Origin of the sequence: Kocuria marina (genome assembly GCA_014652975.1) — a bacterium.
GTDB lineage: Bacteria > Actinomycetota > Actinomycetes > Actinomycetales > Micrococcaceae > Kocuria > Kocuria marina.
The window spans coordinates 71,837-90,231 of sequence record BMZV01000006.1 but is presented as its reverse complement, the minus strand read 5'-3'; the positions used below and the strand labels follow the sequence as shown (position 1 = coordinate 90,231).

Annotated in this window: 18 protein-coding genes; all 18 read left to right on the top strand. The window is 68.9% G+C overall.

Annotated features, from left to right (window positions below; translation table 11 throughout):
• Nucleotides 1-52: 52 nt before the first annotated feature.
• Entirely contained in the window at nucleotides 53-1,147 is a 1,095-nt protein-coding gene (locus IE157_RS11780) for a zinc-dependent metalloprotease (protein ID WP_167318828.1), read from the top strand.
• A gap of 53 nt (nucleotides 1,148-1,200) precedes the next feature.
• On the top strand, nucleotides 1,201-1,662 hold the full coding sequence (locus IE157_RS11775) for a hypothetical protein (protein ID WP_064847371.1): 462 nt from the start codon (nucleotides 1,201-1,203) through the stop codon (nucleotides 1,660-1,662).
• 4 nt (nucleotides 1,663-1,666) lie between these two features.
• Nucleotides 1,667-2,869, top strand: coding sequence for a tRNA lysidine(34) synthetase TilS (gene tilS, locus IE157_RS11770; protein ID WP_404820643.1), 1,203 nt, complete (start codon nucleotides 1,667-1,669; stop codon nucleotides 2,867-2,869).
• Complete coding sequence (gene hpt, locus IE157_RS11765) at nucleotides 2,866-3,417, top strand: hypoxanthine phosphoribosyltransferase (RefSeq protein WP_098054248.1); 552 nt, start codon at nucleotides 2,866-2,868, stop codon at nucleotides 3,415-3,417. The genes tilS and hpt overlap by 4 nt, the downstream gene beginning before the upstream one ends.
• A 230-nt stretch (nucleotides 3,418-3,647) precedes the next feature.
• Entirely contained in the window at nucleotides 3,648-5,768 is a 2,121-nt protein-coding gene (gene ftsH / locus IE157_RS11760) for an ATP-dependent zinc metalloprotease FtsH (protein ID WP_064847374.1), read from the top strand.
• Nucleotides 5,768-6,424, top strand: a complete 657-nt coding sequence (gene folE / locus IE157_RS11755) for a GTP cyclohydrolase I FolE (RefSeq protein WP_193520063.1) — start codon at nucleotides 5,768-5,770, stop codon at nucleotides 6,422-6,424. Before ftsH ends, folE begins: the two co-directional genes overlap by 1 nt.
• Nucleotides 6,421-7,368, top strand: a complete 948-nt coding sequence (gene folP, locus IE157_RS11750) for a dihydropteroate synthase (RefSeq protein WP_144998929.1) — start codon at nucleotides 6,421-6,423, stop codon at nucleotides 7,366-7,368. The genes folE and folP overlap by 4 nt, the downstream gene beginning before the upstream one ends.
• A gap of 7 nt (nucleotides 7,369-7,375) precedes the next feature.
• A complete protein-coding gene (gene folB / locus IE157_RS11745) occupies nucleotides 7,376-7,792 on the top strand; it encodes a dihydroneopterin aldolase (RefSeq protein WP_131333416.1) in 417 nt (138 codons plus the stop codon).
• A complete protein-coding gene (gene folK / locus IE157_RS11740; protein ID WP_064847376.1) occupies nucleotides 7,789-8,313 on the top strand; it encodes a 2-amino-4-hydroxy-6-hydroxymethyldihydropteridine diphosphokinase in 525 nt (174 codons plus the stop codon). Before folB ends, folK begins: the two co-directional genes overlap by 4 nt.
• Nucleotides 8,301-8,855, top strand: a complete 555-nt coding sequence (locus tag IE157_RS11735) for a DUF3180 domain-containing protein (protein WP_131333415.1) — start codon at nucleotides 8,301-8,303, stop codon at nucleotides 8,853-8,855. The genes folK and IE157_RS11735 overlap by 13 nt, the downstream gene beginning before the upstream one ends.
• Nucleotides 8,839-9,354 carry a PH domain-containing protein gene (locus tag IE157_RS11730; RefSeq protein WP_098054260.1) on the top strand — a complete coding sequence of 172 codons (516 nt, stop codon included), beginning with the start codon at nucleotides 8,839-8,841 and terminating at the stop codon, nucleotides 9,352-9,354. Before IE157_RS11735 ends, IE157_RS11730 begins: the two co-directional genes overlap by 17 nt.
• Nucleotides 9,354-11,189, top strand: coding sequence for a PH domain-containing protein (locus IE157_RS11725; RefSeq protein WP_193520062.1), 1,836 nt, complete (start codon nucleotides 9,354-9,356; stop codon nucleotides 11,187-11,189). Before IE157_RS11730 ends, IE157_RS11725 begins: the two co-directional genes overlap by 1 nt.
• A 51-nt stretch (nucleotides 11,190-11,240) precedes the next feature.
• Nucleotides 11,241-12,233: a Rossmann-like and DUF2520 domain-containing protein gene (locus IE157_RS11720; RefSeq protein ID WP_064846316.1), complete on the top strand. Its 993-nt coding sequence runs from the start codon at nucleotides 11,241-11,243 to the stop codon at nucleotides 12,231-12,233.
• Nucleotides 12,230-13,072 carry a pantoate--beta-alanine ligase gene (gene panC / locus IE157_RS11715; protein ID WP_193520061.1) on the top strand — a complete coding sequence of 281 codons (843 nt, stop codon included), beginning with the start codon at nucleotides 12,230-12,232 and terminating at the stop codon, nucleotides 13,070-13,072. Before IE157_RS11720 ends, panC begins: the two co-directional genes overlap by 4 nt.
• A gap of 108 nt (nucleotides 13,073-13,180) precedes the next feature.
• On the top strand, nucleotides 13,181-14,629 hold the full coding sequence (gene lysS, locus IE157_RS11710) for a lysine--tRNA ligase (protein ID WP_404820644.1): 1,449 nt from the start codon (nucleotides 13,181-13,183) through the stop codon (nucleotides 14,627-14,629).
• A 61-nt stretch (nucleotides 14,630-14,690) separates the two neighbouring features.
• Nucleotides 14,691-14,963, top strand: a complete 273-nt coding sequence (locus IE157_RS11705; protein WP_318281465.1) for a hypothetical protein — start codon at nucleotides 14,691-14,693, stop codon at nucleotides 14,961-14,963.
• A gap of 218 nt (nucleotides 14,964-15,181) precedes the next feature.
• Nucleotides 15,182-15,523: a histone-like nucleoid-structuring protein Lsr2 gene (locus IE157_RS11700; protein ID WP_035959173.1), complete on the top strand. Its 342-nt coding sequence runs from the start codon at nucleotides 15,182-15,184 to the stop codon at nucleotides 15,521-15,523.
• A 217-nt stretch (nucleotides 15,524-15,740) separates the two neighbouring features.
• Nucleotides 15,741-18,359: an ATP-dependent Clp protease ATP-binding subunit gene (locus IE157_RS11695; RefSeq protein ID WP_193520058.1), complete on the top strand. Its 2,619-nt coding sequence runs from the start codon at nucleotides 15,741-15,743 to the stop codon at nucleotides 18,357-18,359.
• Nucleotides 18,360-18,395 lie beyond the last annotated feature (36 nt).

Sequence of the window (18,395 nt, the reverse complement as noted above, 5' to 3'; positions counted from 1 at the left end):
TTTCCAGCCTCCGCCCATTCGCGTGACCGCCCGGGTGTGATTGAGTGAGCGCATGAGCCAAGAACTGACACGTCGTTCGCTCGTGGACTGGGACGCAGCCGCCCAGATCGCTGCCAAACTGACCCCGCCGGGCCCCACGCCCGGGCCGCGTGAGATGTCCCGCGCCGTGGAGTCCCTGCGCTACTTCGCACATGAATCGGTGCACCACGTCCACGCGATCACGCGTCTGGACGCCGCGGAGAACCTGCGGGACTCCACCGTGCTCGTGGTGGACCGCGCGGGCTGGGCCAAGGCCAACACGCAGACGTTCTCCGTGCTCGTCCAGCCCGTCTTCGACCGGTTGCACGCCAAGGACCCCGGCACGTTCGACGCCGCCCTGCGGGGCGTGGCGCCCACGGCCATCGCCGCGGAGATGGGGGCCCTGGTGGGTTTCCTGTCCGCCAAGGTCCTGGGGCAGTACGACCCCTACGCCGGGCTCGTCTCCGAACAGGCGGCCCGTTCCCACCCCGGGGGTCGGCTCATGTTCGTGGCACCCAACGTGTTGTGGACCGAGCACGAACTCAACGTGGCACCCGAGGACTTCCGGTTGTGGGTGTGCCTGCACGAACAGACCCACCGTGTGCAGTTCGCGGCGGCCCCGTGGCTGCGCGATCACATGCTCGAGCAGATCTCCCGCCTGGGTTCGCTGGACGCGTCCGCGTGGGATCGCCTGCGCGCCGCCGCGGCGTCGATCACGGGCCGCTCCGCCGGCCGCCCGGACGCGGGTCTGGGTCCCATGACCCATCTGCTCACGGACGCCGAACGTGACACGGTCTCCCACGTGACGGCGGTGATGTCCCTGCTCGAGGGTCACGCCAACGCCGTCATGGACGCCGTGGACTCGTCCATCGTGCCCTCCGTGAAGACCATCCGCCGCCGCTTCGACGACCGCTCCGCGACCCACGGCGCCCTGGACCGGTTCATTCGTTCCCTGCTGGGCATGGACGCCAAGATGCGCCAGTACAGCAACGGCCAGAAGTTCGTGGAGTACATCGTGGAGCGTGTGGGCATGGAGCGCTTCAACACGGTGTGGACCTCACCCGAGACCCTGCCCACCGAGGTGGAGATCCACGACCCGCAGGCCTGGATGGATCGCGTCCTGGGCTGAGCCCGGGACGTGCTCTCGGGTTTTCCCCCGGTTGTCTGTGTCAAGATGACCGTGTGAGCTCTGAAAACATCAATCAACAGATCCGGCTGTACGGTCAGCCGCTGTCAGAGCGTTTTGGCGCCGTGGTGGGGGTCTACGGTATTACGCAGCGCAGGCTGGCCCAGGTCCTGGGCCTGTCCGCGCCCATGCTCTCCCAACTCATCAGCGGCAGACGCATCAAGATCGGTAACCCTGCGGTCTACGAACGCTTGGTCATGCTCGAGGACAGCGCAGGGTCCTCGGACCAGGAGGCCGTCCTGAACAGGGTGGAGGCATCCCAACCGGTGCTGTCCACGTCACAGATCCGCACGCGGATCACCACGGACACGGATGCCGTGTCCGCGCTCGCCTCGGTGGTTCCGGTGGGGGAACTGGAACGCGCCCTGGTCATGCTCGGTGACACCACCCCCGTGCTGAGCAAGGTCCTGGGGATGGCCGAGGAAACGGCGCAGCGCGCCAGGTCCGCCCAGGACTGACGGGGTGCAGCACGGACGGGCCGGTCGCCTCCATCCCGTGGTCGCCCGCGCCAGGCGTGCGGTGGCCCGCGCTGTAGACCACCTACCCCGTGAGACGTCGGCCGGGGGAGCGGACGCACGTGATCCGATGCGTCCGGACCCCTCGACGACCCCGCGGGAAACAACTACCGAGCACGCGCGGGCGGGCACTGATCCCCGCCCGCCCCTCGTGCTCGTGGCATGCAGCGGTGGCGCCGATTCCCTCGCGCTCGCCGCAGCGACTGCGCACCTCGCGCGGCGCGGCCGCGTGCGGGTGGGCGCCGTCGTGGTGGACCACGGACTTCAAGAGGGCTCGGCCGAGGTGGCCCGTGACGCGGCGCGCACCGTGCGGGAGCTCGGCCTCGAGCCCGTCGCGGTCGAGCGGGTCACGGTGGTGCTCGAGCACCACGGCCCCGAGATGGCCGCGCGCCTCGCCCGCTACGGCGCCCTCAGCGATGTCGCGCGCCGAACCGGCGCTGCCGCCGTCCTGCTCGGACACACACGGGACGACCAGGCGGAGACCGTGCTGCTGGGCCTCGCCCGGGGCTCGGGAACGCGCTCGCTGTCCGGGATGCCCGAGCGGCATCATGTCGACGACGTGCTGTACCTGCGTCCGTTCCTCAACGTCACGCGCGCCGAGACCGAGACGGTGTGCGCGGCCGAGGGGCTGTCGCCATGGCACGATCCCACCAACGCGGACACTGCACTGACCCGCGCACGCGTGCGCCACGAGGTCCTGCCCTATCTCGAGTCCCAGCTGGGGCCGGGGGTGGGCAGGGCACTGGCCCGCACGGCGTCGGTACTCGGCGCCGATGCCGACTACCTGGACGAACAGGCGTCCCTGGCGTTCGACGCCGCCCTGGTGCCCGCGGCGTCGTCCGGCTCGTCGGTCGTGCTGGACGGTGCCGTCCTCCAGGGGACCCCGGCGGCGCTGCGCCGACGCATGCTCGCGAAGGCATGTGTCCTCGCGGGCGGGGAGACGCCCACGTTCGAACGGTTGAGCGCGCTCGAGCAGTTCGCGCTCGGGTACGGGGCGGCCGGGCCGGTGCAGATGGCGGGTAAGGTGGCAGCGTGGCGGCACCGCTCGGACGCGACCCATGCGCGAGGGTGCCTCGAGCTGCGCGGTGAGCGCGGACCTCGCCCGCTGGAGACAAGTCCACCCACGAACGACCCCGGGAGTGCACAGTGAAGGCCGAACACGTCCACGACGACCTGAGCAACGTCCTGTTCACCAAGGAACAGATCGCGCAGAAGGTCCGTGAACTCGCCCAGCAGATCGACCGCGACTACGACGGGCGGGACGTGCTGCTCGTGGGGGTGCTCAAGGGTGCGGTGATGGTCATGGCGGACCTCATGCGCGAGCTCGAGGGGCAGTACCCCATGGACTGGATGGCGGTGTCCTCCTACGGTTCGGGCACCAAGTCCTCGGGCGTGGTGCGCATCCTCAAGGACCTGGACACGGACCTGCACGGCAAGGACGTGCTGATCGTGGAGGACGTCATCGACTCGGGCCTCACGCTGTCCTGGCTGCGCACCAACCTGGAGTCGCGCGGACCCGCCTCGGTGGAGATCTGCACGCTGCTGCGCAAGCCCGACGCCGCCAAGACGGACATCGACGTGCGCTATGTGGGCTGGGACATCCCCAACGAGTTCGTGGTGGGGTACGGGTTGGACTTCGCGGAGCAGTACCGCAACCTGGACTGCATCGCCACGCTCGCACCGCACGTTTACGAGTGAGTCGCGCACGGACCCTCACGCCCAGCCAATTTCGGGCAGAGGCGTGTACCGTGGCCCAATCGTGTGCGCTGTGAAAGAACGGACCGCACGCACGGCGTCGCAGCGCCATTCGAAGCGATAGATTGTGCCATACACGTCACGGCCACCGTTCCCCACCCCTCCGCCCCATGGAGACAGGTGTACGAGCGGGCCGTGACGAAACGTGTCACGTCCATGGGAGGATCAACGGCTTGGCCACGGCAAAAAAACCCACGAGTTTCTTCAAGGGTCCACTCTTCTGGATCCTGCTGGCCATTGTGGTCCTGGTTCCCGTGGGCGCCAGCGTGTTCAGCCCCACCTCGTCCCGCGTGGACACCAACGTGGGTCTGGAACTGCTCAGGGACCACAAGGTCGACGAGGCCAAGATCTACGACGGCGAGCAGAAGGTGGAGCTCAGCCTCAGGGACGATCTGAACCGGGACGGCCAGAACCTCGGTAAGGACGTGGAGTTCTTCTACGTCCAGCCCCGCGCGGAAGACGTCGTGCGGACCATGAACGACGCCCAGTTGAGCGGCTTCACGGACCAACCCGTGGAGAACAACTGGTTCCTGTCGCTCGTACGCTTCCTGCTCCCGTTCCTGATCATCCTGGGTATCTTCTGGTTCATCTTCGCCCGCATGCAGACCGGCGGGCAGGCCATGAAGTTCGGCCGGTCCAAGGCCAAGATGTTCAACAAGGAGAACTCCGAGGTCACGTTCGCGAATGTGGCCGGCGCGGACGAGGCCGTCCAGGAGCTCGACGAGATCAAGCAGTTCCTGGTGGAGCACGACCGCTTCACCGCTGTGGGTGCCAAGGTTCCCAAGGGTGTGCTGCTCTACGGCCCTCCGGGTACCGGCAAGACCCTGCTGGCCAAGGCCGTGGCGGGTGAGGCCGGTGTTCCGTTCTACTCGATCTCCGGTTCCGACTTCGTGGAGATGTTCGTGGGCGTGGGTGCGTCCCGCGTGCGCGACCTGTTCCAGCAGGCCAAGGAGAACGCCCCGGCCATCGTGTTCGTGGACGAGATCGACGCCGTGGGCCGCCAGCGCGGTGCCGGTATGGGCGGCGGCAACGACGAGCGCGAGCAGACCCTGAACCAGTTGCTCGTGGAGATGGACGGCTTCGACGCCAACACGAACGTGATCCTAATCGCGGCGACCAACCGCCCGGACGTCCTGGACCCCGCGCTGTTGCGCCCGGGCCGTTTCGACCGCCAGATCGGCGTGGATGCCCCCGACATGAAGGGCCGCGAGCAGATCCTGCGCGTGCACTCCCAGAACAAGCCGCTCGCGAACAACGTGGACCTGGCCTCCGTGGCCAAGCGCACGCCAGGGTTCACGGGTGCGGAACTCGCGAACGTGATGAACGAGGCCGCGCTGTTGACCGCCCGCTCCCACGCGCAGCTGATCGACGACCGCGCGGTGGACGAGGCGATCGACCGCGTGATCGCCGGCCCGCAGAAGCGTTCCCGCGTGATGAAGGAACTCGAGCGCAAGGTCACCGCGTACCACGAGGGCGGCCACGCGCTCGTCGCCGCGGCACTGCGTAACACGGACCCCGTCACCAAGATCACGATCTTGCCGCGCGGCCGAGCGCTGGGCTACACCATGGTGATGCCCTCGGACGACAAGTACTCCACGACCCGCAACGAGCTGTTGGACCAGATGGCCTACGCCATGGGCGGTCGCGCGGCGGAGGAGATCGTGTTCCACGACCCCTCCACGGGTGCGTCCAACGACATCCAGAAGGCCACGGACACCGCGCGCAAGATGGTCACCCAGTACGGGATGAGCTCGCGGATCGGCTCGGTCAAGATCGGCGGGGACAACTCGGACCCGTTCGTGGGCCGCGAGATGGGCTCGGGCTCCAAGGAGTACTCGGACCACACGCTGGCCGTCGTGGACGACGAGGTGCGGGCACTGCTCGACCAGGCCCACACCGAGGCACACCAGATCCTGCTCGAGAACCGTCCCGTCCTGGACCGCCTGGCCCTGGAGCTGCTCGAAAAGGAAACCCTCAACGAGGCCCAGATCCAGGAGATCTTCCGGGACGTCACCAAGCGGGACCTGCGCCCGGTGTGGCTTTCCGGGGAGGAGCGCGAGGTCTCCGACATCCCGCCGGTGGTCACGTCCGCCGAACGGGAGGAGGCTCGCCGCAAGAACCTCCAGGACCCCAGCACCATGGCACCGCAGGACCAGGCCGTGGCCGCCAAGCCGGAACACCCGCTCGAGGTGCCCGAGCACCAGGACCCACAGCCGGGGGCCGACGCCTCCGGCGCGGGCCCGGACGGGCCGTCCGGACAGGAACCGGGCGGTGTGCGGCGGGAGAACCCCTGATGCACGGCACCCACGAGGACGATCCGCACGAGCCGGTGTCGGGGTCCTACGCGGACTACGCCGATGCCCCCCAGCTCGATCCGACGATCGACCAACCTCGGATCGCGGCCGCGGTGCGCGAGATCCTGTTGGCCGTGGGGGAGGACCCGGACCGCGATGGTCTGCGGGACACCCCGGCCCGGGTGGCACGCGCGTACGCCGAGGTCTTCGCGGGTCTGCACCAGGACCCCGTGGACCTGCTGGCCACGTCCTTCGACATCGGCCACTCCGAGATGGTGCTCGTGCGGGACATCCCGTTCTACTCCACGTGTGAGCACCACCTGGTGCCGTTCCACGGGCTCGCTCACGTGGGGTACATCCCGGGCCCGGAAGGCAAGGTCACGGGCCTGTCCAAGCTCGCGCGGCTCGTGGACCTCTACGCCAAGCGTCCCCAGGTCCAGGAGCGGCTCACCACGCAGGTTGTTGAGGCCCTGAGCGAGCACCTGCACCCGGCCGGGGCGATCGTGGTGATCGAGTGCGAGCACCTGTGCATGTCCATGCGGGGGGTTCGTAAACCCGGCGCCAAGACCGTGACGTCGGCCGTGCGCGGTCAACTGCGTAACCCGGCAACCCGCGCCGAGGCCATGAACCTGATCCAGGCGGGGCGCGCGCAATGAGCGCGCCGCACGACGCCGCGAGCTCGCCCGACGGCGTTCGGGCCCACCATGCCGGGCCCGCTCGGCACGCGCTTGGCTGGGGTTCGTTCGACGCGCTGCCCACCGGACGCACACTCGTGATGGGCATCCTCAACGTGACCCCAGATTCGTTCAGCGACGGCGGTCGCCACGACACCGAGGCCGCGGCGGTGGCGCACGGGCTGCTGCTCACCGAACAGGGCGCGGACATCGTGGACGTGGGCGGGGAGTCCACCCGGCCCGACTCCGAACGGGTGGATCCGCGGGAGGAACAGCGGCGCGTGCTGGCCGTGATCCGCGAACTGAGCGACCGCGGCGTCGTCGTGAGCGTGGACACCCTGCACCCGGACACGGCCGAGGCCGCCCTGGACGCCGGGGCGCACATCATCAACGACGTCTCCGGGACGAACCTGGACCCCCGCATGATCGAGCTGGCCGGGGACCGGGGCGTGCCGTACGTGCTCATGCATTCGCGCGGGACCCCCCAGACCATGACGTCCCTCGCGGACTACGACGACACCGTGACCGAGGTGCTCGCCGAGCTCGAGCAGCTGCGGGAGCGCTGCCTCGCCGCGGGGATCCGCCCGGAGCACCTGATTGTGGACCCGGGGCTCGGCTTCGCCAAGGCGGGGGAGCAGAACTGGGAACTGCTGCGCGCCCTGCCCCGGCTGACCGGTCTCGGCAAGGTCCTGATCGCCGCGTCCCGTAAACGCTTCGTGGGCGCCCTGCTGGCCACGCAGGACGGACCGCGTCCCGTGGATGAGCGGGACACGGCCACGGCAGCCATCAGCGCACTGTCCGCGTTCGGGGGAGCCTGGGCCGTGCGCGTTCACGACGTCCCGATCACGGTGGACGCGGTGGCCGCGGCTCACGCGTGGCGCGGCGTCGCCCCGCCCGTACTGCACCCCCGGGATATGGGAAACTGAGCCCGCCATGAACACACCCGCCCCTGACAAGAACCATCGCGATCGGATCACCCTCACCGGCCTGGGCGCGGTGGGCTACCACGGCGTGTTCGAGAAGGAACGCCGCAGCGGTCAGCCGTTCTTCGTGGACCTCGTGCTCTACATGGACCTGCGACCGGCCGGGACCAGCGACGACCTCACCCGCACCGTGCACTACGGGGAGGTCGCGGAAATGGTGCGGGAGATCATCATCGGGACCCGGTTCCAGTTGATCGAGGCACTCGCGGAGGAGATCGCGCGGGCGCTCGTGGAGAATTTCCCCGCGGTGGCCGAGCTCGAGGTCACGGTCCACAAACCCAAGGCGCCGATCGACGTGACGTTCTCGGACGTGGCCGTGAGCATCCACCGCCGCCGAGGACACTACGAGGCGAGCGCGGACGGATGACGGCCCGGTGTGTTGTGGCCCTGGGGGCGAACCTGGGGGAGCGGTTGACGGTGCTGCGGCAGGCCGTGCGGACGCTGGACGCGACACCCGGGATCAGTGTCACGGCGAGCTCACCGGTCGTGGAGACCCGCGCGGTGGGTGGACCGCGGGACTCCCCGGACTACCTCAACGCGGTCGTGGAACTGCGTACCCGGCTCACGCCGTTCGAGGTGCTCGCGGTGTGCCAGAGCATCGAGGCCGAGCACGGTCGCACGCGTGACGTGCGCTGGGGGCCGCGCACCCTGGACCTGGACGTCGTGTGGTTCGAGGACGTCCACAGCGACGATCCGCGTTTGCAGTTGCCGCACCCGCGGGCCCACGAACGCGCGTTCGTGCTCGAACCGTGGGCCCTCATGGATCCGCGGGCCCACCTCGACGGCCGACCCGTCCGCGAGCTGGCCCGTGAGGCCTCGGACTTCGCGGATCTGACCGTGACCGAGCACCGCGTGCGACCGGAGGTGGGGTTCCCGTGCGATACCTGAACGTGTTGTCCCTCGTGGCGGCCGCCGCGGTCGCGGCGGCCGTGGGGTGGAGCCTCAATCACGTGGTGAGCGGGCAACACCAGAGCCTGCTCATCCTGCCGTGGCTCAGTCTGCTCGCCGAACTCGCGGCCGCGCTCGTGGTGGGGTACCTGGGGCTGCGGTTGCGCGCCTACCGGGACCCCGAACGCGGTGCCGGGCGACGTCGCGACCCGGCTCGGCGCAAACCGTACGATCCCGTGTGGGCCGTGGGTACGGCAGCGGCGGCGCAGGCGATCGCGTACTACGGAGCGCTGACCGCCGGGTGGCACGCCGGGATCGGCGTGGACCAGCTCACCCTGCTCGGGGTGCGTTCCACGCAGGAACCGTTGTGGCTGTGCATCGCCCAAGGCGTGGCGGGGATCGTGCTGGCGGTCGTGGGCTGGATCGTGGAGAAATCGTGTCGGCTCCCACCCGATGACCCCGACGCGGAGGAGGAAACCCCCTACGGTGGACGGCGGGACCCGTACGCCCCAGGAGAGGGAGGATATGCCCGCCACCGATGAACTGTCACCTCCGGGACTGACCTGGCACCGGGTGGCGCCCCAGTACGTTTCCGTACGCCTGATCAGCTCCGCCATCTCCACCGTCGTGTGGACCGCGATCTTCTCGATCCCCTTGATCCTGGGTCTGCTCGGGACCTGGGGCGACCGCCCGCAGTGGTGGATGTGGGTGCTGTTCGGGATCGTGCTCGGGCTGGGTCTCGTGAACCTGTCCCTGATCCCGCGCCGGGTCCGGGCCATCGGCTACGCGGAGGCACCCACCGAACTGTGGCTGCGCAAGGGCCTGTTCTTCCGCAGCGTGACCGTGGTGCCGTACGGGCGGATGCAGTACGTGGACATCAAGACCGGGCCGGTGCTCAACGCGTTCGGGCTGGCCACGCTCACGCTCCACACCGCGTCCGCGGCCACGGACGCCGTGCTGCCCGGGTTACCCCGCGCGGAGGCGGGCCGGTTGCGTGAGCAGCTCACGGAGCGCGGGGAAGAGCACATGGTGGGGTTGTGATGAGCCCGGACCCGTCCCACCGCTACGCGCAGCCGGGGTCGCCGACAGACCCGGGCTCCGGTCCGCTCCCCGGGTCCGCCCAGCGCACTGGCACGGGTCCACGCCCCGGGGCGGACGCCGACGGCGCGTGGCACCGGGTGCACCCGCTCACGCCTTTCGTGCGCAGCTGGCTACTCGTGGTGGCCCTCGCGTGGGGCTTCGGCAACGTGTTCCTGGACGACCTCGTCACGGCGGTGCTCAACGGGGACCCCATCGAGATGGACGTGGGCGGGGCGGTGCAGCTCGCGGGCGTGGGTCTTGCGATCGCGATCCTGTGCGGTGTGCTCGGCCTGCTCATCGGTCTGGGTCTACTCTCGTGGTGGTTCATCCGCTACCAGATCACGGACGAACACGTGCGCCTGCGCACGGGGTGGCTGTTTCGCACGCACCGCCAGGCCCGCCTGGACCGGGTCCAGGGCATCGACATCGAGCGCAAGTTCGTCCCCCGGATCCTGGGTCTCGCGTCCTTGAAGTTCGACGTCGCAGACGGCGGGTCCAGCGTCCTCGAGCTGTCCTACCTTCGCCGCGACCACGCCCGCCAGCTGCGGCAACAACTGCTCGTGGCCGCGCACCACGCGTCGGACGCGCCGATCCCGCACACCGCCCCGGACGCCCACGAGGCGTCGGCCGCTCATGACGGCCAAGCAACGGGGGAGGCGGCTGCCGACCGGTACCGGGATCCGCAGGTCACCCGCCCCGGGCGCGTGGCGCCGTGGGACCGTTCGGCGGCGAGCGCCGTCGTCCCCGCCGTGGACTCCGGCGCAACCGACCGCTACCCCGCGTACCCGGGGGACCCCGCGGCCGGTACGGGCGAGCGCGGCAGGCGCGACACCGTGGACGTGCGGGCCGCCCGGAAGTACGGCCTGTTGGGCGAACAGGACGAGCTGCGGCGCGTGTTCACGGTGCCCACGAGCCGGGTGCTGCTGAGCCTCGTATGTTCCCCGCCTGCCGTGCTCCTGCTGCTCATGGCGGTGGCGGCGGTGATCGCCGCGTTCTGGAACGCCCAGGTGATGCGGGTCATGATCCCCAGTTTCGTCCCCCTGCTGCTCGGCGTGGTCTCCACGGTGTACTCGCGGCTCGAGAAGAGCTGGGGGTTCACGCTCAGCGTGGTCCCCTCCGGGGTGCGCACCCGATCCGGGTTGTTCAACGAGCGCTCCTCCACGATTCCCACGGGGAGGGTGCAGGCCCTGGAGGTCGGTAAACCCCTGATGTGGCGCGGTTTCGACGGCCACCACGTCCGTGTGATTACCGCGGGTAAAGGCGGCTCCGAGGGCACCGAGGGGCTCGGTTCCACGGTGTTGCCCGTGGGCACACTCGAGAACGTGCATGAGATCCTCGACCTCGTGCTGCCGCTCGAACACGCGCCCACCGAGCTCGTGGACCAGGGACTCACGGGGATCGGCGGCTCGGAGGACTTCACCACGAGCCCCCGGAGGGCCCGCTGGTTGGATCCGCTCACGTGGCGTCGCACGGGCTTCGCCTTGAACACGTCCGCGCTCGTGCTGCGGTGGGGCAGACTCGCACGGCACGCGAGCGTGATCCCGCACCACAAGACGCAGTCCGTGGCCGTGACCCAGGGTCCCGTGGACCGGCGGTTGCGGCTGAGTGGTTTCGCGGTGCACGTGACCCCCGGGTCGGTGACCACGTCCGTGCACCACCTGGACACCGCACAGGTCCGCGAGCTGCAGGCACGCCACACGGACCTTGCCCGCGCGGCGCGCGACCGCGTCAACGGTCGGGGCCGCGAACAGCACGCCACTGCGCTGGCAGGCACGCCCGACCCGCGGGGGAGCTGAGGCGCGTGCGCTACTCTGTGCGTGCCGTCGTCCCCGACGAGGAGAATTTCCGTGAGACAACCCAGTGACCGCCCGGGCCGGTTGGGCGTGGGCGTGATCAGTGCCGGCAAGGTGGGCGCGGTGCTGGGCGCCGCGCTGCGGGCTGCGGGACACGCCGTCGTGGGTGTGCACGCGTCCTCCGAACAGAGCCGGGAGCGCGCGGGCGCCCTGTTGCCGGACGTACCCGTGTTGGACGTCCCCACGATCGTGGAACGCAGTGAACTCGTACTGCTCGCGGTCCCGGACGACCAACTACCAGGCCTGGTGAGCGGGCTCGGTGCCACGGGCGCGTGGCAACCCGGTCAGCTCGTGGTGCACACCGCGGGGCGCTACGGCACGGATGTGCTCGAACCCGTGCGCCGCGCCGGGGGGATTGGCCTGGCCGTGCACCCCGCCATGACTTTCACGGGGCTCAGTCTGGACCTGCACCGGCTCGCGGACTGCAGCTTCGGCGTCACCGCCGCGGCACCCGTCCTGCCCATCGCGCAAGCCCTCGTGGTGGAGATGGGCGCCGAGCCCGTGGTGATCGCGGAAGCGGATCGCCCCCTGTACCACGCGGCGCTCGCCCACGGTTCCAATCACGTGATGACCCTGCTCGGGGAGTCCATGCAAGTGCTCGGGCAGATCGGGGTCACCCACCCGGAACGCGTCCTGGGCCCCCTCGCGCGAGCCACGGTGGACAACGCCCTGGCCTCCGGGGAGGATGCCCTGACCGGTCCCGTGGCCCGCGGGGACGTCGCCACGGTGGCCGCCCACGTCGCCGCCCTACGGGAGCTGTCCCAAGATGGGGTCTCCGCCGCCGACGCCGCCCGCTCGCCCGAGCGCGTCACGGCACCCGACGCCTCCGTGCGGGGAGCGCGCCAGACGGACGCCGGGGAGCAGTTGTTGGCGGGGTACCGCGCACTGGCGCGGCAGACCGCGGCCCGCGCGGCGTCGTCGGGCCGGATCGACGAGACGACCTATCGCGCGGTGCTTGCCGCGCTCGACGGAGAGGAACGCCCGTGACGGGACCCGTGGTGTGCACCACCGTGGCGCAGTTGCGCGAGGAGATCGGGGCGCGCGTGACCCGCGGCGCCCGCACCGTGGGGTTGTTCCCCACCATGGGTGCCCTGCACGACGGGCACGCGCGGATCGCGCAGCGCACGCGTGCGGAGAACGACCTCGCGGTGGTGTCCGTGTTCGTCAACCCACTGCAGTTCGGTCCCGGCGAGGACTTCGAGAGCTACCCGCGGGACCTGGACGGGGACGTTGCGCGGCTCGCCGAGGTGGGTGTGGACCTCGTCTTCGCGCCGTCGGTCGAGCAGATGTACCCGGACGGGACGCCCGTGGTGTCCGTGACCTCCGGGCGGGCAGGGTCGATCCTGGAGGGGGCCACGCGCCCCGGGCACTTCGACGGCGCCCTGACCGTGGTCAACAAGCTGTTCGCGATCGCGGCACCGGGCCCCGCCGCCGAACTGCGGGCCTATTTCGGGGAGAAGGACGCGCAGCAACTGCTGCTTATGCAGCGGATGGTGCGTGATTTCGATCACCCGGTGGAGATCCGTGCGGTGCCCATCGTGCGCTCGGAGCAAGGGCTCGCCCTGTCCTCGCGCAACCAGTACCTCTCCGCCGCGCAGGCCGGCCACGCGCTCGTGCTGCACCGGACGTTGCGCGCGCTCGCGGCAGGGGAGCTCACGCTCGAGCGGGCGCGCAGCGCCATCGACGCCGAGCCGGAGGTGCGCCTGGACTACTTCGTGACCGTGGACCCGGGAGATCTTTCCCTCGTGGAACCCGGCCCCGGGACCCTCGCGCTCGTGGCGGCGTGGGTGGGCCCCACCCGCCTGATCGACAACATGCGAATCTGAGCGCGGGCGGTATCCTGGTCCATTGTGACCGAGCAGCCCGAATCCACCGTTCCCGCAGACACCGCCAGCACCGATCCGGAGCTGAGCGCCCACGAGCTCAACGATCAGATGGCCGTGCGCGCCGCCAAGCGCCAGGCAGCGCAGGTCGTCGGGATGGCGCCCTATCCCGTGGACGTGCATCGCACCACGACCCTTGCCGCGGTCCGTGAGCAGTTCGGTCAGCTCGAACCCGGGGAGGAGACCGAGCACGTCGTGACCGTGGCCGGTCGTGTGGTCCACGTGCGCAACACCGGCAAGTTGTGCTTCGCGACCCTCCAGGAGGGGGACGGCACCCGGCTGCAGGCCATGCTCTCCAAGGTCAACGTGGGGGACGAACCCCTCGCGCAGTGGAAGGCCCTCGTGGACCTTGGCGACTTCGTGGCCATCACCGGTCGCGTGATCAGCTCGCGGCGCGGGGAGCTGTCCGTGATGGCGGACTCGTGGACCTTGGCCTCCAAGGCCCTGCGCCCCCTGCCCACCATGCATAAGGAACTCAACGAGGAAACCCGGGTGCGCCAGCGCTACCTGGACCTGATCGTGCGCCAGGAGGCCCGCGACGTCGTCCTCACGCGCTCCACGATCACGCGCACCGTACGCCGTGTCATGGAGGAACAGGGGTACGTGGAGATCGAGACCCCCGTGCTCCAGCTCGTGCACGGCGGGGCCGCGGCGCGCCCATTCGGTACGCACCTCAACGCGTTCGACCAGGACATGACGCTGCGTATCGCCACCGAGCTGTATCTCAAGCGCGCGGTCGTGGGCGGTATCGACAGGGTTTTCGAGATCGGCCGGGTCTTCCGGAACGAGGGTGTGGATTCCTCCCACAGCCCGGAATTCACCACGCTCGAGGCGTATGAGGCCTATGCCGATCAATTCGTGATGGCGCAGCGGATCCAGGAGATCATCCAGGAATGTGCCCGCGCGCTCGGTGTGGACGGGGTGGACACCGAGGACGGCCGCATTGATTTGTTCGGGGAGTGGGCATGGGTTTCCGTGTATCCGGGACTGTCCGAGGCCGTGGGACGGGAGGTCACCCCGGACACGGATGTCACGGAACTGCGAAAGATCGCCGCTCAGCGCGATATCCAAGTGAATCCTGCATGGGACGCACAGAAACTCGTCATGGAACTCTTCGAGGAAATCGTGGAGCCCACCCTGATCCAACCCACGTTCGTGTACGACTACCCGCCGGCCGCACAACCGCTCGCCCGGCCCCACCGCGAGAAGCCGGGGTTGATCGAGGCGTGGGACCTGATCATCGGAGGGATGGAGCGTGGCACCGCGTTCTCCGAGCTCGTGGACCCGGTGGTGCAGCGCGACCGGCTCACGGAGCAGTCCCGGCTCGCCGCGGCGGGGGACGACGAGGCCATGCAGTTGGACGAGGACTTCCTGCGGGCCCTCGAATACGGCGCGCCGCCCATGGGCGGGCTCGGCCTGGGGCTGGACCGGCTCATCATGCTGTTCACCAACCTGGGTATCCGGGACACCATCCTCTTCCCACTCATGAAGCCCGAGTGAACCGACCCGGCGCAGTACCGCGTCCAGCCGCCGTCCAGTCCTGGAGAGAATGATCACCGTCATGGATTACCTGGCCGTCTTCGTACCCTCACTCGGTGTGGGTGTGGTCTTCTACCTCGTGATGCGCTGGTTGCTGCGCGGGGACAGGACCGAGCGCAATGCGCAGGCACAGGCCCGCGACGACGCCGAGCAGTGGTACCGCTCGGTACGCGAACGCGAGGGGGACAAAGTCCCGTTCGGATATCAGGAGGATAAGACCCGGCAACAACGGGGTCTGGACTTACGCAACAGCATTCCTATTCGTGAATCCCCGGAAGATCCCAATAGCCCGTGATGACAATTATTCGAATATCTGCCATGATAGGACCGTGAATCCGCGGTCCCTGCATTTCATTCCGGGGGCGTTCCCATGGGTGAATCCGAACAGTTTCCACGAGGAATGGAGATCGGAATCACACGGGGGACAAATTCCTGTGTTTCACCCCACAGCATGAATTTGCTAGCGCGAATAATTGATCGACGAGCCCGTAGGGCGTTTGGAGGAGCTGGAGCATGGCTCAGACCGTGAAAATCATTCTTGAAGACGATATCGACGGCGGCGAGGCCAATGAGACCGTGCGTTTCGGTCTGGACGGCGGCCAGTACGAGATCGACCTGAGCTCGGCCAATGCCACCAAGCTGCGCGACGCCCTGCGTCCCTACGTCGCGGCCGGTCGCCGCGCGTCCGCCAAGAGCGGGCGCAGCCAGAACACCACCACGCGCCCGAACCGCTCGGGCAACCCCGAGACCCCCAAGATCCGCGCGTGGGCCAAAAAGCAGGGCCTGCAGGTCTCGGACCGCGGCCGCATCCACCAGGACATCCAGGACAAGTACTACGCCGCTCACAACGACTGAGTTCGTAGCACACCCCGGCATCACGGCCGGAACACGCCGCAACAGGCGTGTTCCGGCCGTTGTCGTCGGTACCGGGGAGCACGGGACGGGGAGTTGCGAAAGGCCCCCCGGGGGGAATTTTGCTGAGGGCTGGATACCGTGCGCCAGTGGCGAACAGTGCCGGAAACGCCGCGCGGGATGCCTAGCATCGTTGACAGAGATCAATGAAGGAGTATCCATGTTCGAACGCTTCACCGACCGCGCCCGCAGGGTCGTCGTGCTGGCCCAGGAAGAGGCCAGGATGCTCAACCACAACTACATCGGGACCGAGCACCTGCTGCTCGGCCTGATCCACGAGGGTGAGGGCGTCGCCGCCAAGGCCCTCGAGTCCATGGGCATCACCCTGAGCGCCGCCCGCGAGCAGGTCCAGGACATCATCGGCCCGGGCCAGCAAGCGCCCTCGGGCCACATCCCGTTCACGCCCCGCGCCAAGAAGGTGCTCGAGCACTCGCTGCGCGAGGCCCTGCAGTTGGGGCACAACTACATCGGTACCGAGCACATCCTCCTCGGGATCATCCGTGCCGGCGAGGGCGTGGCCTCCCAGGTGCTCGTCAAGCTGGGTGCGGATCCCGGTAAGGTCCGCGCCACGGTGCTGGAACTGATCTCCGGCTACCAGTCCGGCAACGCCGGCGGGGAGAAGGAAGCCGCCGGCGTCGGCACCGGTGGCCGCGCGGAGGGCACTCCCGCGGGGTCGGCCGTGCTGGACCAGTTCGGTCGCAACCTCACCGCCGCCGCGCGCGAGTCCACGCTGGACCCCGTCATCGGGCGCTACCGCGAGATGGAGCGCGTGATGCAGGTGCTCTCCCGGCGCACCAAGAACAACCCGGTGCTGATCGGTGAGCCCGGTGTCGGTAAGACCGCGGTCGTGGAGGGCCTGGCCCAGGCGATCGTGCGCGGGGACGTCCCCGAGACGCTCAAGGACAAGCAGCTCTACACGCTGGACCTGGGATCGCTCGTGGCCGGTTCCCGCTACCGCGGTGACTTCGAGGAACGCCTCAAGAAGGTGCTCAAGGAGATCCGCACGCGCGGGGACATCATCCTGTTCATCGACGAGATCCACACGCTCGTGGGTGCGGGTGCCGCGGAAGGCGCGATCGACGCCGCGTCGATCCTCAAGCCCATGCTGGCGCGCGGCGAGCTGCAGACCATCGGTGCCACCACGCTGGACGAGTACCGCAAGCACATCGAGAAGGACGCCGCCCTCGAACGGCGCTTCCAGCCCATCCAGGTGGACGAGCCCTCCGAGGCCCACGCCGTGGAGATCCTCAAGGGCCTGCGCGACAAGTACGAGGCGCACCACCGCGTGTCCATCTCGGACGACGCGCTGGAGGCCGCGGTGCACATGTCCGCGCGCTACGTCTCGGACCGGTTCCTGCCCGACAAGGCCATCGACCTGATCGACGAGGCCGGTGCACGTCTGCGCATCAAGCGCATGACCGCGCCGCCGGAGATCAAGGCCCTGGAGCAGAAGATCGCGGACACCAAGCGTGCCAAGGAAGCCGCGATCGAGGGCCAGGACTACGAGAAGGCCGCGTCCCTGCGCGACACCGAGCAGAAGCTCATCGCCGAGCGTGACGAGAAGGACACTGCGTGGCGCGAGGGCGACGACCAGATCTCGGAGGTGACCCCGGAGGTCATCTCGGACGTCCTGTCCGCCTCCACGGGTGTGCCCGTGTACAAGCTCTCCGAGGAGGAGTCCGGGCGGCTGCTGCACATGGAGGACGAGTTGCACAAGCGCGTCATCGGGCAGAACGAGGCCATCAAGGCCCTGTCCCGCTCCATCCGCCGTACCCGAGCTGGTCTGAAGGACCCGCGCCGCCCGGGTGGCTCGTTCATCTTCGCCGGGCCCACTGGTGTGGGTAAGACCGAGCTGGCCAAGGCGCTCGCGGAGTTCCTGTTCGGTGACGAGGACGCCCTGATCACGCTGGACATGTCCGAGTACCAGGAGAAGCACACCGTCTCCCGGCTCTTCGGTGCCCCTCCGGGCTACGTGGGGTACGAGGAGGGCGGTCAGTTGACCGAGAAGGTCCGCCGCAAGCCGTTCTCCGTGGTGCTGTTCGACGAGGTCGAGAAGGCCCACCAGGACCTCTTCAACTCGCTGCTGCAGATCCTCGAGGACGGTCGCCTGACCGACTCGCAGGGCCGTGTGGTGGACTTCAAGAACACCGTGATCATCATGACCACGAACCTCGGTACCCGGGACATCTCCCGCACGGTTCCCGTGGGCTTCCAGGCCAGCGGGGACGCGGCCACGTCCTACGACCGCATGCAGGCCAAGGTGCAGGAGGAGCTCAAGGAGCACTTCCGTCCCGAGTTCCTTAACCGCGTGGACGAGATCATCGTGTTCCCGCAGCTGAGCGAGAGTGAGATCGTGCAGATCGTGGACCTGTTCGTCGCGCGCCTGCAGCGGCGGTTGCGTGAGCAGGACATGTCCATCTCGCTGTCCGACGCCGCCAAGCAGTTGCTCGCCAAGAAGGGCTACGACCCCGCGATGGGTGCCCGGCCGCTGCGCCGGACCATGCAGCGCGAGATCGAGGACCAGCTCTCCGAGCGGATCCTGTTCGGCGAGATCGCCTCGGGTGAGAAGATCTCGGTGGACGTCGAGGGTGAGGGCGACGACGCCACCTTCACCTTCTCCTCCACGCCCATGTCCGAGCTCTCCGACGACGAGATCCGGGAGATCGAGAACACCCCGGCGTTCTCGGACGACGCCGACAGCCAGTCCGGCAAAGACGTGCCGCGCTCGCCCCACTCGGGGCCCGACAGCGGCGGGGGAGCGGCCCAGGCGCAGGCCTGAGCCACCCCGCGCGGTGCCCGGCACCGCGGCGCCTCC